Here is a 14,517-nt window from a genome sequence, read left to right as displayed (position 1 = left end):
CAATCGAGGTGCATCATGGCAGTCGAAACCAAATATGTTGTAGTCAGAAAGGGTGAAGAGAAGATGACGTTTGCCAACAAAAAAGACGCGGATGCCTGGGACAAAATGCTCGATATGGCAGACGCCTTTACCGATTGGCTGCAACAGCATCAGCCAGCTCTGGATGAAGCGCAGGCCGAAGCATTGGGTCTGCTGTTGGCTGAACAGAAAGACGCGGTGCAGCATATCCTGCGTACCAGCAAACTCCCGGACGTGGTGAAGAGTGACGCGGCGGAAGTTGCCGAACCTGCTGATCTTACTGAGGCATCTGCGGAACCGGATGCTGAAGCGGCAGCGCCGGAAAAGAAAGTCCGCGCGGTTAAAGCAGCCTGATATCACTCCACGCACACACTGTAGCGGCGCAATTTATTGCGCTATCTTTCAATGGGCACGGAGTCGCCATTGATACGCGCGATAAATCGCGCCGCTACGAAACGTGCGGTGATTTAGCTAAATGCTTATTAACAGATTCATGCGCACCGGCGCGTTTTAACGTTTGATCTGGTAGCGGGTGCTGCGCCCGCCGCCGGGTAATTTCTCCAGACAGCCTTTCATCACTAATTCCGCTAAATGGCGCGTCGCCGTGGCTTTACTCACTTTCGCCACCTTTTGATATTGGCCGGCGCTGATGCCATCGCTAAAGCCCTGTTCACCGCCATCCAGCAAACGATTCAATACGCGGGTTTGTTCCGCACTTAGCTCGGCCGCATTGTGCATCAACCAGAAGCGTGCTTTATTTTGCGTGCGCGTAACGGCTTCCAGCGCGTGCTCCAGGCTGTCATTCAGCACATCGAAAAACCACAGCAGCCAGGCCGTAACGTCCAGTTCGCCACGCTGCGTCTCCTGCAGAATGCGGTAATAATCTGCACGTCGCGCCAGAATCGACGCCGACATGGCATACAAACGGATGCTTTGGCTATCAGCCTGTGCCAGTGCCAGGTCGGTCAGGGCGCGGGTGATACGTCCGTTGCCATCATCAAATGGGTGCAGCGTGACAAACCACAGGTGGCAAAGCGCGGCGCGTAGCAGCGGATCAAGTAGAGGATCTTCGCGGCTATGATTAAACCAGCTGACAAATTCGTTGAGCTGCGCTTCCAGCCCGGCGCGCGGTGGCGCTTCGAAATGCACTGTTGGTCGATCGATACGGCCCGAAACCACCTGCATCGGCTCTTCACCGCGCAGCGTTCCGACATTCAATCGCTTGAACGTCCATTCACTTGCGGGGAACAACCAACGATGCCACTGGCACAAACGTGGCAGCATGAGCGCTTCATCGCGCTGAGTGATGGCGTCCATCATCATGGTTGCCAAACCTTCTGAACGTTCGGAAACCGGATAAGGTTGGTTGAGCGAAACGCCCAAACGGCGCGCAAGAGACGATCTTACCGACTGCGCATTGACGCGTTCATCCTCAATCGCTGAGGATGCCAGGATGTTACTCAGCAGCGTATCCAGCGTCTGTTGATCGCTATTATCTTGCACGCTGGCGCGCCCCAGCAATACGCCACGTTGCTGCTGCAGCTGGCGCAAGCGTGGCAATAATTTTTCATCCTGCCAGCGGAACTGCGGCCAGTCAGGCTGCTGCCAAATCCACATCATGAAGTTGCTCCGGAGTCGCATGAGTCGAATAGCAATGCTATTCGGCTCAGTTAGTGAGCTGAATAATAGCCTGTAATCGGCTCATTAACCAGAAGGAAAGGAGCGGGTTGGTGATGAGAGAGAATCAGTGATTACAAAATTTCGGCAAAAGTAATATCGGTGACGCGCTATTCAAATTTATCCCAGAAACTATAGGGAAAATAAGCGGATAAAAAGTGCCGAATATTGCGCATATTTACCAATTAACCCGGCGAAGTGGTTAATGAATTCTAAAATTTACAGCGAAGTTAAAAAATATTTGTACCTGTGATTATTAATGGCAAAGGGAAACATATTTTGGATATCGCAAATCGAATAACCAGACTTTCGCTCTGGAATATCTTGTTCGCTACGGTTTTGCTGCTGCTCGGCATTGCATTAGCGGCAGGCGGCGGCTGGCTGGTCGCGCTAGGGGGTAATTGGTATTACGTGCTGGCGGGGATAGGTTTAGTTATCTCTGCCGTGCTGATCTTCTTGAAACGCACCAGCGGTGCAGCCTGGTTTACGCTGGTGTTTATCGGCACGTTAATCTGGACCATTTATGAATCGGGTCTCGACTATTGGCGTTGGGTGCCGCGCTTTGCACTGATGCTGATATTGGGCATCTGATTCGCTTTCCAGCTGCCTAATCTGGCGCCACGCGTCAGTCGTGGCACCTCACGCGTGCTGGCGAGCGTGTTAATTGTCGCTTTCATTGTCGCCGCTGCGCTGCCGTTTGCCCCGCTGAATGAAACGCCGGCCAGCAACGTTCCAGCGGCCGGCTCGGCCAACTTTATGGCGGATACCGGTAGCGGCAAAGCCTCCACGCCGGACAGCGGCGACTGGTATACCTATGGCGGATCGCTGGCGTCTCAGCGCTTCGTCAATGCCAGTCAAATCACGCCGGACAACGTCAAAGATCTCAAGCTGGCGTGGCAATTCCGTACTGGCGATTTGCCTAAGGCACGCTGGGGCGGGGAGAACACGCCAATTAAAGTGGGCGATACGCTCTACACCTGTAGCGCGCGCAATAGTGTGTTTGCCCTGGATGCCAGCACCGGCAAGGAGAAGTGGCACTTTGATCCTAAAGTTAGCGACAAATCCATTCCTTATACCGCGGCCTGTCGCGGGCTGACATGGTATGACAGCCAAACCAACAGCCACGTCACCGCCGGACAAAACAGCACAGTGACGAGTGCGCCAGCCGGCGATAACAGCGATTGCCAGCAGCGCATCATTCTCGGCACGCTGGACGCACGCATTATCGAACTGAATGCGCAAACCGGTGAAGTCTGCCGCAGCTTTGGCAATCAAGGCACGGTTAATCTGGCTGAAGATATGGGCGAAACCTATGACGGCTATGTGGCGATTAACTCCGCGCCGGTGGTGATCCGCGATACCTTAGTGGTGGCGCACCAAACCATTGATGGTCAACGCGCATTTGGCCCACCGGGCGTGATCAAAGCGTACGACGTGCGCACCGGTCAGTTGAAGTGGGCGTGGGATGCGGCAGCACCGGATACCGCGACGCCGAAAACCGGGCCGCATGCCTATAAACGCGGTTCGCCAGATGTCTGGACCTCGTTCACCGGTGACGACAAGCTCGGACTGGTCTATTTGCCGGTGGGCAACGCTTCGGGGGATTACTGGAGCGGCACGCGGACAGCGGCGGAGAACAGGTATTCGGTATCGCTGACGGCACTGAATATCGACACCGGTTTACCTGCCTGGTCATTCCAGACCGCACATAAAGACGTGTGGGATTACGATCCTGGCTCGCAGCCTACGCTGGTGGATTATCCGGATAAAAACGGTGGCAAAATCCCGGCTATCATCATGCCGACCAAGCAGGGTGAGATTTACGTGTTGGATCGCCGCACCGGTAAATCACTGTTTGGCGTCGAGGAGCGTAAAGTCACCGGCGGCGGCATTGAGCCAGATCAGCGCTCGCCCACGCAGCCCTATTCGCTGTTCCATCATCTGAGTAAGCCGGATCTGACGCCGCAGGATATGTGGGGCTTAACCCCGGTTGATCAGCTGGTATGCCGCATTCAGTTCCAGAAGGCCAGCTACCGTGGCCAGTACACGCCGCCGGAAGCCGATCGTCATTCGATTGAGTATCCGGGCTATAACGGCGGTTCTGACTGGGGTAGCGTTGCCGTGGATCCTACTCGCGGCATCATCATTGCGAACTACAACGATATGCCGAACTACAACATTCTGGTGCCACGCGGCAAAGCGGATGCGTTGGGCTGGAAACCGCGTGATGAGATTCCTTACAACCCACACGATGAAGGGCATGCGGAAGGCGCCGGTGATCCACAAATTGGCGTGCCTTATGCAGTCAACGTCAATGCGGGCTGGCGCTTGCCGTTCACCGGCATGCTGTGCAAAGAGCCCCCGTACGGCGGCATTCGCGCCATTGATATGCGTGATGGTCGCACCATTTGGGATCGTCCGCTCGGCACGGCGCGTCGTAATGGTCCGTTCGGTCTGCCGACCGGTTTGCCGATTAATATCGGTACGCCGAATAACGGCGGTTCGGTGGTGACATCGAGCGGATTAATCTTTGTTGCCGCAGCAACCGACGATTTGATTCGCGCTATCGATATGCAAACCGGCAAGCAGGTGTGGAGCACTGAATTGCCTGCGGGTGGCCAGGCCAATCCGATGATCTACACGCAGAATGGGCGTGAATATCTGGTGATTGTCGCTGCCGGTCACCACTTTATGGAGACGCCGGTTGGCGATTACGTGCTGGCCTACGCGTTGCCGGAGAAAAAGTAACGCTTAAGGAAAAGACCGGCATTGGGCGCTGGCCTGATGCTGGTCTCCCTCTCAAAAGCGCACATTACGTAGCGGCGCAACTTATTGCGCGATAAATCGCGCCGCTACGGAATGTGCGCTGCTTTGATTCCGCGCTCTGATCCGACCTCCTTCGCCATCAAGTTCCCCCGCCGCGCGCCGATAGTCTCTTCAGAGGGATGTACGCGCACAGGGAGTGGTTCTGATTACCGAAAAGTGTCAACTCCAGGAGCGCCATAATGGCCAAACACGCATCACCTAAGAAAACCATGAGCACCCGCACGCAGATGCTGCTGACGGGCGCCTTAACTATCACGCTCGGGTTTGCCGTAACCATCGGCGTGCTGAGCTGGCAATCCAGTAATGAACAAAAGTCGCTGGCCGAAAACTACCTGCAACAGATCGCGCAGAGCCAGGCGCTGCAAATTCAGCATCAACTCAGCTACGCGCGCGATGTTGCCCACAACCTCGGCCATAGCCTGATCGCGCTGCCCGCAGCGGGCATTCAGGATCGTAAGGTCGCCGACAAACTGATGGAGTCGGCACTGCGCGACAATCCAGACTATCTTTCGATCTCAGTGATCTTCGAAGAAAACGCCTTTGACGGCCGCGACGCGGAGTTTGTCGCCCAGCCGAATGCGGCGCCAAAAGGTCGCTACGCGTTTTTTGTCGATCGCGACCAAACTGGCAATTTCAACCTGCATCCGCTGACCTCAATCTTCACGCCAGGTCAGGGCGATTACTATTTGCTGCCGCAGAAAAGCCAGAAAGACACGCTGATTGAGCCTTACAGCTACGCCTACAACGGCGTGCCAACGCTGCTGACCTCCGTCGCGGCACCAATTGTCAGCGAGGGCAAGCTGTGGGGCGTAGTGACGTCGGATATTTCGCTGGCTTCGCTGCAGGAGGAGGTGAATAAAATCAAACCCTGGGATGGCAGCGGCTATGCGATGCTGCTCTCCAGTGCTGGCAAGGTGGTTTCGTATCCGGATAAAAGCCAGACTAGCAAAGCGTGGAAGGGCGATACCCACAACTTCAGCCATAGCGTAACGGAACAACACGATGCGTTGCTCGGTGAAGATGCGCTGGTGACCTGGCAGCCGGTGACAATCGGTAACAGCGATCAGCAATGGTATCTCGGCGTGGTGGCGCCGGTGAGCAAAGTGATGGCCGCCGCGCATCGCCAGCTGATCCACGCGGTAATCCTGATGATCATCAGTATTCTGGTGGTGTGTACGCTGCTCGGCATGCTGTTTAACCGTAAGGTGCTGAAACCCATTGGTGGCGAACCGTTGGAAGCGGCAACCATCGCGCTGGCGGTGGCCGATGGCAAACTGGATAACGTCATCACCCTGAAAGGGCGCGATAACAGCAGCTTGTTCTATGCGCTGCATACCATGCAAAACCAGCTGCGTGAGATCGTTGGGCAGATTCAGGACGCCAGTTCATCGGTACGTCAGGGCGCGGGTGAGATCGCCAGCGGCAACCTAAATCTGGCATCACGCACTGAACAGCAGGCTGCCGCGTTGGAGCAAACTGCTGCCAGCATGGAGCAGATCACCGCGACGGTGAAACACAACGCCACCAATGCGCATCAGGCGACAACGCTGACCGATAACGCCACGCACATCGCCAGCCGTGGGGAAACGCTGGTGGGTGAGGTGGTGCAAACCATGGCACAGATCGACGACAGCGCGAAGAAGATTGGCGATATCACGGCGATTATTAATAGCATCGCCTTCCAGACCAATATTCTGGCGCTTAACGCCGCAGTTGAAGCCGCACGCGCCGGTGAGCAGGGGCGCGGTTTTGCCGTGGTGGCATCGGAAGTGCGGAATCTGGCGCAGCGCAGCGCCAATGCGGTGAAGGATATCGGTGCGCTGATTGAGGAGTCGACGCAGCGCGTTGGTAGCGGGGTGCAGCTGGTGCAGGATGCCGGCAGAACCATGCAGGAGATGACGCAGGCGGTAAACTCGGTGCGCACCATCATCGGTGAAATTGTTATTGCCTCCGATGAACAAGCGCGCGGTATCAGCCAGGTCACTATCGCAGTCAATGAAATGGACAGCACCACGCAGCAGAATGCCGCGCTGGTGCAGGAGATGTCCGCCGCCGCCAGTTCGCTGGAAGATCAGGCATCGCAGCTGGAGAACACCGTTGGGCGTTTCCAGCTGAGTTGATGTCTTAAGCGTTTGGCACCCGTTCCTGGGTGCCAAACCGCTGCCGATACTGGCCAGGCGTGATGCCGGTGAGTTTACGGAATATTTTCCGGAAGGCGGAAGGATCGCTATAGCCAATTTCCCACGCGATCTGATCGACAGCACGATTGCTCAGCTCAAGCGCATCGCGCGCTTTCATAATACGCACCTGCTGTAAATAATCCGTTGGGCGCATGCCGGTCGCTTTCTGAAAATGACGCAGGAAAGTGCGTGGCGTCATGCTTGCCAGCTCGGACATGGTCTCAATACTGTGTTGTTCGGCATAGCGTGCATGCAGGTGGTGCTGCGCGCGCAGAATCTGACTATCCCCGTGCTCAAAGTTAGGAATGAAAGCGGAATAGGTACTTTGTTCACGTCGCGGCGGATCGACAAGCAAGAAGCGCGAGGTGGCTAACATGGTGCCGGTACCTAACACTTTTTCGATCAGCGTCAAACCTAAATCCGTCCATGCCAGTATCCCGCCAGCGGTAATAATATCGCCATCGTCGATAACCATATTTTCTACCGCCACCTCAACCGCCGGAAAACGCTCTGCCAGCGTCTGCGCAAACGCCCAGTGCGTGGTGGCGCGGCGATGATCGATTAGCCCGGTTTCAGCCAGCACAAATGCGCCGGCGCATACCGAACACAGGGTAACACCCGCGTTATACAGCTCGCTCATCCAGGCGGCAGGCACCTTCATCGGCACCATCCTGGCGGGCACCACCAGGCTTGGCGGCGCAATCACGTAGCTTAAACGATGCGGCGTCTCAGGATGACTATCCCAGACGCACTGCATGTGGTCGCTGTTTGGGTCTATCTGCCAATGCGATACGCGGATGGTTCGTTTGCGTTCCTCTCCGGAGATATTCTCCGCCCACTCTGCGGCGATCCTGAACATATCGGTCAGTCCATATATCGCCGCGAGCTGGCAATCGGGATACATCACCAGGCCGACCTCGGCAACAACGTGGTTTTCAGCTGATTTTATCATTTGTCACTTACGGCCCTTAATGTGTCATTAATGACAATATTACACCTTGCCGTTTTCCCTGACAATGCATCCATCGAACAGCAATCAGCATTAACAGGGATTGAATATGTCAGGTGCAGTGATTGAACAGTTAGCGATTTCACGACGAAGTTTATTGGTTCTTGGCGGTACGCTGTCAGCCAGCATCGGGCTGGCGCATTCGGCCTTCGCCACCGGTTTAACATCATTATCATCACAGTCTGGAGATTCTAAAATGAGCAACGGCATCATCACTACTAAAGACGGTACCCGCATCTTCTACAAAGACTGGGGCCCAAAAAACGCACAACCGGTGGTGTTTCACCACGGCTGGCCTTTAAGCGCCGATGACTGGGACAACCAAATGTTGTTCTTCTTAGCCGAAGGTTACCGCGTTATCGCCCACGACCGTCGCGGACATGGGCGTTCCGATCAAACCGACAGCGGCAATGATATGACCACCTACGCAGCCGACGTCGCGGAACTGGCCAGGGCGTTGGATCTGCGCAACGCTATCCATATTGGTCACTCTACCGGCGGTGGCGAAGTGGCGCGTTATGTGGCGCACGCTGAGAAAGGTCGGGTGGCGAAGGCGGTATTGATGGGCGCGGTGCCGCCAATCATGCTGAAAACCGCAGCCAATCCGCAAGGTTTACCAAAGTCGGTGTTTGACGGTTTCCGCGCGGCGCTGGCAGCCAACCGCGCGCAATTCTTTATCGATGTGCCGGCAGGGCCGTTCTACGGTTTTAATCGTCCAGGCGCGAAAATCAGCCAGGGATTGATTGATAACTGGTGGCGTCAGGGCATGGCGGGCGGCGCCAAAGCGCAATACGACTGTATCGCTGCCTTCTCTGAAACCGATTTTACCGAGGATCTGAAAGCGATTGGCGTGCCGGTGTTGGTGCTGCATGGTGAAGACGATCAGGTGGTACCGATTGATGACTCAGCACACAAAGCCATCAAATTGCTGAAGCATGGCACGCTGAAAACTTATCCGGGTTTGTCACACGGTATGTTCGCGACCCATCCTGAGCAGATTAACCCCGATCTGCTGGCGTTTGCTAAAGCGTAACGCAACTTAATAAGCCGGACATTGCGTCCGGCTTTTAATTTTTTGCCGTTATGCCGTACGCGTGCTGTCCGTTATCACTCAGTCTCACTGGCAGGGCTAAGTGACGCTTTGGCTCTGCTGCTCATCGCTGGGAAACCCTGATGTGCATGCAGGGCAATCGCTAATGCGACCAACAGCAATATGAGGATCGCCCACGGGAACGATTGGGAACCGGCATGCTTGAGCAGCATCCCGCCGGTTAAACCGCCGAGGGCGATGGCGCTGTTCCAAGTCACGACATTCATTGATAGCGCGACGTCGGCATATTCACCGGCGGCATCGGCCAATGCCGTCTGGAGCAGTGTCGCGGCACCGCCGAATGTCAGCCCCCAGACGGCGACGCCTGGATAGATCACGCCGGGTGTTAACGTGATCAAGCCAAACACCAGCGCTACCGCCGCAAACATCGACAGGGATAACAGCACCGCTTTGCGCAGATGGGTATCGATAATTTTGCCGGTGATGAAAATCCCGCCCAGCGCGGCAATGCCAAAGATCAGCAGCACCAGATCCACTCGCGCCGCCAGTCCCGCCGAGGCAATAAAGGGTGCGATATAGGTATAGAGAATGTTATGCGCCAGCATCCACGCCAGCACCACGCCAAGCACGGAGCGTACGCCGGGCAGACGTAATACCGCCGCGAGCGGCATTTTTTGCTTGGCGGAATGGCCGGGATAATTCGGCACGGCCAGCAGTATCCAGCCAATCAGGATGATCGACAGCCCCGACATCACGGCAAAAGTCAGACGCCATCCAAGTAACGATCCCATCCAGGTTCCCGCTGGAACGCCCAATGAGAGCGCAATTGGCGTGCCTACCATGGCGAGTGCCAATGCACGTCCCTGCAGCGAGGGAATCACCATTCTGCGTGCATAGCCCGCAATCAAACTCCACGCTAAGCCCGCCGACGCCCCGGCTAAAAATCTCGCGATTAAAATGAGGGTGATGTTAGAAGAGACGGCGGTGAGCGTGTTAAAAACCAGAAATCCACCGACGGTGCTCAACAGAACCCCGCGGCGTGACCAGCTTCGTGTCAGCAGCGTCAGCGGAATCGCTGCGATCAGGGAACCGGCGGCATACGCGGTAACCAGCTGACCCGCCAGCGCAGGCGAAATAGCCAGTCCCTGACTGATTTGCGGCAGCAAACCAGCGGGTATCGTCTCCGTCAAAATACAAATAAAGCCCGCCATCGCCAGCGCCAGCAGCGCCAATATCGGCAGTTGCTGCGCTTCTCCATGTTTATCTAATTTCATCGTTAAGCCTTTAGGTGATTAAGAACAACGCCATCGCGTAGTATCAATATATGTATCGATCGGTATTTATATTGCGTAGTGGTGCTGTACGTTGTCAATGAATTCTGTATCGATTAGTATAAATAGCGGAGGAGTTGATGATGAGAACAGGCAGACCAAGACAATTTGACCGGGATGAAGCAGTAGTGAAAGCCATGCACCTCTTTTGGCAAAATGGCTACGATTCCACCTCGCTCGCGCAGCTGAAAGCATCAATAGGCAAGGGGATAACCGCGCCAAGCTTCTATGCCGCGTTTGGATCGAAAGAAGCACTGTTTGCTGAAGCGGCGAACTGTTATCTGCAAACGCATGCCCAGGTAACGGAAGCGTTGTGGGATAGCCGCTTACCCGCCCGGCAGGCGCTGGAGACGGCGCTGCTGAACTCCGCCAGAATGCAGTACGATCCTTCGCATCCGCGCGGATGCATGGTTGCGCTCAGCGTGATGTCATCCTGCGCCGAAGAGAATCGTCACGTGCTGAAACCGCTTGAGGCGTCGCGCATGCGTACCGGTGCAGGCATTAAGCATTGCGTTGAGAGAGGCATCAGCAGTGGAGAGTTGAAAAATGATGAGGAGACGCTGGCACTGGCGGTCAGCTTCAACAGTTTTATGCTGGGAATCTCAACGCTGGCGCGGGATAACGTTCCCCTCGCGGAGATTGAGCGGGGCATCGCGCAGATGATGAGATTGTGGGATGCGTCGCGGCGCTGATGTGCTGCGCGCATTGAAGCCTCAATGCGCGCTGGCGACCTGAGTGAGCGCTTTACTCTTTACGCTGCAGGGTAATGCGAGTTAACTCCGATGGTCGGCCTAAGCGAACCGCCATGCCCGGCCAAAGTGCGGTTCCGTTGTTGACATAGAGTTGCATGCCATCCACCTGATACAACCCCGAGACAAAACCCGCGTTAGGTTTGGCAAACAGCCGGTCAAAGCCCACAATCAGGCCGCCGTGCGTATGTCCGGACAGCTGCAGATCGATGTTCTTCACGGCGTTTTGCCGTGCATTGCGCGGCTGGTGATCGAGCAGAATTACCGGCGCATTTTCCGGTGCGCCTGCCAGCGCCAAATCTAAATCCGGCCCCACGGCACCGCGACGTGAAGCTGAGGTATCCGGCATGCCGGCAATCACCAGCTCTGCGCCATGGCGGTTAATTACGGTATGGCGATTAAGCAAGGGTTCGAGTCCCAGCGATGCCAGATGCGCGGTCCAGCGCTCCTGCTCGAAGAAATATTCATGGTTGCCGGTGATGGCGAAAACACCATCAGGCGCATGTAAACCGCGCAGTGGCTCCACGTCCGCGCGGCGATTGTGCAACGTGCCATCAATCACATCACCGGTCACCAGAATCAGATCGACATCCAGCGTCATGGCTTTTTGCACCAGCGCGCGCGTCCACTTCTCATTGAAGAGTTTGGTGATGTGCATATCGGTCAGCTGCAGCAGCTGATAGCCTTCGAACTCACGGGGAAGATCTTTAATGGCGATGGTCACATCTTTAACCGGCGGAACGCGTATCGCCTGATAAACGCCGACGGTGGCAAGGATGAAAGCAAAAGCCGCCGCCACATAACGAATTGCCGGCACGATTTCAAACGGATGACGGAATAACAGCGAGAGCAGCGCCACCACATCAATCACAAACTGGGTGAGCGCGAGAAACAAAACGGCGCTAAAACCCCAGTTGAACAGAATGACGATGGCGCGGGGCATTTCCGGCGAGAACATGCTGCCGGAGGTAAATCGACTGACCAGCAGATACTGTGAAGCCAGTAACACCAGTAGAGAGAGAACAATTTTTAATAGCAGCGGCATCGCTAACGGGAATATAAACCGCGCGATTACATACCAGCTCGGTATGCTGAAAATCAGATGAAACATCATTCACTTCCCTGGTTAAAGGGCGCTGTTTCAGCGCAAAAAAATCAATACGCAGTGTAGTCTTTACTGATTAGTATGATGGCTTCGCACGTGCTTTTTTTGCGCGTGGTTCACCACGGAGGATGCATGACACGCCAGCAGCTGTTCGACTACATTCATCGGCACTATCAGGTAGAACCCGATTATCCCTGGAAAAAACACAGTGAATACGCGGTGCTGCGTCATCCTCGACATCGCAAATGGTTTGCGCTGGTGTTCCCGCTGGAGAGCCACAAACTCGGTTTGCCGGATGGCCCGGTGATCGACGTGATGAACATTAAAACCCGGCCCGAACTGAATGGTTCGCTGCGTCAACAGCATGGCGTCTATCCGGCTTACCATATGAATAAAGAGCACTGGCTCAGCATCACGCTGGAAAATGGCTTGCCGGATAGCGAGATTTTAGTTTTGCTCGACGACAGTTTTAGTCTGACGTTTTAGTCAGGCTGCGTGACGTTGTCACTACGCGTGTTAACGTGAGCGACGCGATGGCATCATGCGCAATAACGTATTGTCTTTGAACAGATAATGGTGCGCTAATGCGGCAACCGCGTGAATGCCAATCAGCCAATAGCCATAAGGCGCGAGGGTTTCGTGCCAGTCTGCAATCATGTCAGCAAAATCGGGATCGGGATCGCCACTCACCGGCATCGGAATGCCGAAAATCCACCATGTGCGGCCCATATAGAAGCGCGACAAAATGCCCAGCGTCGGCAATACGATGAAAAACAGGTAGATCGCCAGATGCATCAGATGCGCCAGGCCGGTTTGCCAGTGCGGGGGCTTGGGTATAATTGCCGGGCTGCGATGACGAAAACGCAGCATCACGCGTGACAGCATCAGCACCAGCACACAACTGCCGGCGCTGAAGTGACCAATGATCATCGCGAAGCCTTGCCATGAACCGCGCGTTGCCAGTCCACGAAATTCCATGGTGCAATACGCAGTGACGACCAACAGAAAGGTCAACCAGTGAAGAAGTATTTGCGACGGGGCGTATTTGTTGCTCATCTCTAATCCGTAACAATGCCGAGCGGGAGGCATACTTTAACGGAAAAAGCGCTGAATTAATTCATATTTTGACACATCGATAACCGCGAATTAACTTCCCGTTTCGCTTGCCACCAACAGTTGACTGAGCAGAGATTGCAGTTGCTGCTGCTGCGCATCATCCAGCGTGCTCAGCAAGTGGTTTTGCGTTTGCGTATGCACTTGCAGCGCCTGCTCAATCTTTGCGAGGCCAGCGTCGGTGAGCGCCACCAGCGTGCTGCGCTTATCATCAGGATCGGCGACACGCATTATCAAACCCACGTCTTCCAGTCGATTGAGCCGATTGGTCATGGCACCCGAAGTCACCAGCAAGGATTTATACAGCTGCGTCGGCGATAAGCGATAGGGCGCACCTGCGCGCCGCAGCGTCGCCAGCACATCAAATTCGCCATCGCGGAAACCAAAAGGTGCCAGTGCCGCCGCGCGGGTTTTCGCCAGATGCTGCATGATGCGCAGCATGCGACCAAACACCGCCATTGATGATGCATCCAGCTCAGGCATAGCGCTGGTCCACTGTTCCATTACAAAATCAACGTGATCCGCCAATCTGATTCTCCATTCATTAACTTTTATACATTTTGCACCATCCGTAGCGGCGCGATTTATCGCGCATCTCAATGACGGCTAAATGCCCATCCAGGCATTGCGCAATAAATTGCGCCGCTACGATTGGTATGTGTTATTCAGCCTTGCCCTCCTAACTTTAATTTGTTGCTTTGTGCGCAGGGGCTATTGCTGTTGCGATAAGTATCTTAACGTTAAGATACTTTTGATGTGCAAGGAGTTGCAAAGTGAATCGTACTTTACCTGCGGTTGGGATGTTTGCCTTACTGGTTTTTGTTATCGCGCTGAATCTGCGGCCGATAATGGCGGCGATGGGGCCGCTATTTCCGCTGCTGCAACAGGACACGCAGCTTAGCGCGACGCAGCTAAGTCTGCTGACTACCTTACCGGTGATCATGATGGGATTAGCGGCGCTGGCCGGTCCGCTGCTGCTGCGTACGCTGGGCGAAGTGCGTGGCATTGCGGCGGGATTGCTGTTACTGGCGCTGGCCAGCCTGGCGCGTGGATTCGATCAATCCGCCGCCGCATTGATTGTCAGTGCGCTGGTGGCGGGCTGTGGTATTGGCTTAATTCAGGCGTTGATGCCGGCGCAGATTAAACGTCACTTCGGCGCGAAAGCGGGCACGCTGATGGCGCTGTTCACCACCGGCATCATGGCAGGCGCAGCGATTGCGGCAGCCAGTGCCGTGCCATTGGCGAACGCCCAGGGCTTGGCGGTAACGCTCGCGATTCCGCTGTTACCCGCTGCGATTGCACTGCTGTTGTGGCTGATAGGTTCGCCCGGCAGCGCGCCAGCACAACACCGCACCGCTCCCCGCGCGGATCGCGCACGCCGCGCCTGGCTGCTGATGATCTTCTTTGGTATCGGCACCGGCGCTTATACCTTAGTGCTGGCGTGGCTGGCGCCGTTTT

General features: G+C 55.4%; 14 protein-coding genes. 8 read left to right on the top strand and 6 right to left on the bottom strand.

The features are described from left to right. Nucleotides 1–15 precede the first annotated feature (15 nt). Nucleotides 16–372: a YebG family protein gene (locus PMI17_RS15510; RefSeq protein ID WP_009128444.1), complete on the top strand. Its 357-nt coding sequence runs from the start codon at nt 16–18 to the stop codon at nt 370–372. 156 nt (nt 373–528) lie between these two features. Here PMI17_RS15510 and PMI17_RS15505 read toward each other — a convergent pair whose 3' ends face one another. Beyond that, nucleotides 529–1,638, bottom strand: coding sequence for a Fic family protein (locus PMI17_RS15505; protein WP_009128442.1), 1,110 nt, complete (start codon nt 1,636–1,638; stop codon nt 529–531). 381 nt (nt 1,639–2,019) lie between these two features. Here PMI17_RS15505 and PMI17_RS25750 point away from each other — a divergent pair, with 381 nt between their 5' ends. The 3 genes from PMI17_RS25750 to PMI17_RS15495 all read left to right on the top strand — a co-directional run bounded on the left by PMI17_RS25750 (nt 2,020) and on the right by PMI17_RS15495 (nt 6,641). After that, the gene (locus tag PMI17_RS25750) at nt 2,020–2,286 is read left to right on the top strand and encodes a hypothetical protein (protein WP_009128439.1); all 267 of its coding nucleotides are present in this window, start codon (nt 2,020–2,022) and stop codon (nt 2,284–2,286) included. Nucleotides 2,287–2,352: 66 nt separating this feature from the next. Further along, a complete protein-coding gene (locus PMI17_RS15500) occupies nt 2,353–4,443 on the top strand; it encodes a PQQ-binding-like beta-propeller repeat protein (RefSeq protein ID WP_238541550.1) in 2,091 nt (696 codons plus the stop codon). A gap of 257 nt (nt 4,444–4,700) precedes the next feature. Beyond that, nucleotides 4,701–6,641 carry a methyl-accepting chemotaxis protein gene (locus tag PMI17_RS15495; RefSeq protein WP_009128434.1) on the top strand — a complete coding sequence of 647 codons (1,941 nt, stop codon included), beginning with the start codon at nt 4,701–4,703 and terminating at the stop codon, nt 6,639–6,641. A 4-nt stretch (nt 6,642–6,645) separates the two neighbouring features. Here PMI17_RS15495 and PMI17_RS15490 read toward each other — a convergent pair whose 3' ends face one another. After that, complete coding sequence (locus PMI17_RS15490; RefSeq protein ID WP_238541549.1) at nt 6,646–7,653, bottom strand: GlxA family transcriptional regulator; 1,008 nt, start codon at nt 7,651–7,653, stop codon at nt 6,646–6,648. A gap of 253 nt (nt 7,654–7,906) precedes the next feature. Between PMI17_RS15490 and PMI17_RS15485 the strand changes: the two genes are divergently transcribed. After that, nucleotides 7,907–8,743: an alpha/beta fold hydrolase gene (locus tag PMI17_RS15485; RefSeq protein ID WP_009128430.1), complete on the top strand. Its 837-nt coding sequence runs from the start codon at nt 7,907–7,909 to the stop codon at nt 8,741–8,743. A 74-nt stretch (nt 8,744–8,817) separates the two neighbouring features. Here the strand turns inward: PMI17_RS15485 and PMI17_RS15480 are convergent, their stop codons facing one another. Then, nucleotides 8,818–10,035 (bottom strand): MFS transporter, encoded by a 1,218-nt coding sequence (locus PMI17_RS15480; RefSeq protein ID WP_009128428.1) that lies wholly within the window; start codon nt 10,033–10,035, stop codon nt 8,818–8,820. Nucleotides 10,036–10,172: 137 nt separating this feature from the next. Here PMI17_RS15480 and PMI17_RS15475 point away from each other — a divergent pair, with 137 nt between their 5' ends. Continuing rightward, nucleotides 10,173–10,784 (top strand): TetR/AcrR family transcriptional regulator, encoded by a 612-nt coding sequence (locus PMI17_RS15475; RefSeq protein WP_009128426.1) that lies wholly within the window; start codon nt 10,173–10,175, stop codon nt 10,782–10,784. 52 nt (nt 10,785–10,836) lie between these two features. On the opposite strand, the gene PMI17_RS15470 is transcribed toward PMI17_RS15475, so the two are convergent. Beyond that, complete coding sequence (locus tag PMI17_RS15470) at nt 10,837–11,952, bottom strand: metallophosphoesterase (protein WP_009128424.1); 1,116 nt, start codon at nt 11,950–11,952, stop codon at nt 10,837–10,839. A 126-nt stretch (nt 11,953–12,078) separates the two neighbouring features. Here PMI17_RS15470 and PMI17_RS15465 point away from each other — a divergent pair, with 126 nt between their 5' ends. After that, complete coding sequence (locus PMI17_RS15465; RefSeq protein WP_009128422.1) at nt 12,079–12,432, top strand: MmcQ/YjbR family DNA-binding protein; 354 nt, start codon at nt 12,079–12,081, stop codon at nt 12,430–12,432. A gap of 30 nt (nt 12,433–12,462) precedes the next feature. Here PMI17_RS15465 and cybB read toward each other — a convergent pair whose 3' ends face one another. After that, nucleotides 12,463–13,002, bottom strand: coding sequence for a cytochrome b561 (cybB, locus tag PMI17_RS15460; RefSeq protein WP_009128419.1), 540 nt, complete (start codon nt 13,000–13,002; stop codon nt 12,463–12,465). 90 nt (nt 13,003–13,092) lie between these two features. After that, nucleotides 13,093–13,587, bottom strand: coding sequence for a MarR family winged helix-turn-helix transcriptional regulator (locus PMI17_RS15455; RefSeq protein WP_009128417.1), 495 nt, complete (start codon nt 13,585–13,587; stop codon nt 13,093–13,095). A 245-nt stretch (nt 13,588–13,832) separates the two neighbouring features. On the opposite strand from PMI17_RS15455, the gene PMI17_RS15450 reads away from it, so the two are divergent. Next, nucleotides 13,833–14,517, top strand: a 685-nt coding sequence (locus PMI17_RS15450; RefSeq protein WP_009128416.1) for an MFS transporter, incomplete at its 3' end; no start/stop codon positions are given.

The organism is Pantoea sp. GM01 (assembly GCF_000282675.1).
Lineage (GTDB): Bacteria > Pseudomonadota > Gammaproteobacteria > Enterobacterales > Enterobacteriaceae > Pantoea > Pantoea nemavictus.
Note: the sequence above shows the minus strand (reverse complement) of the source record. Positions and strands in the feature narration are given on the sequence as shown.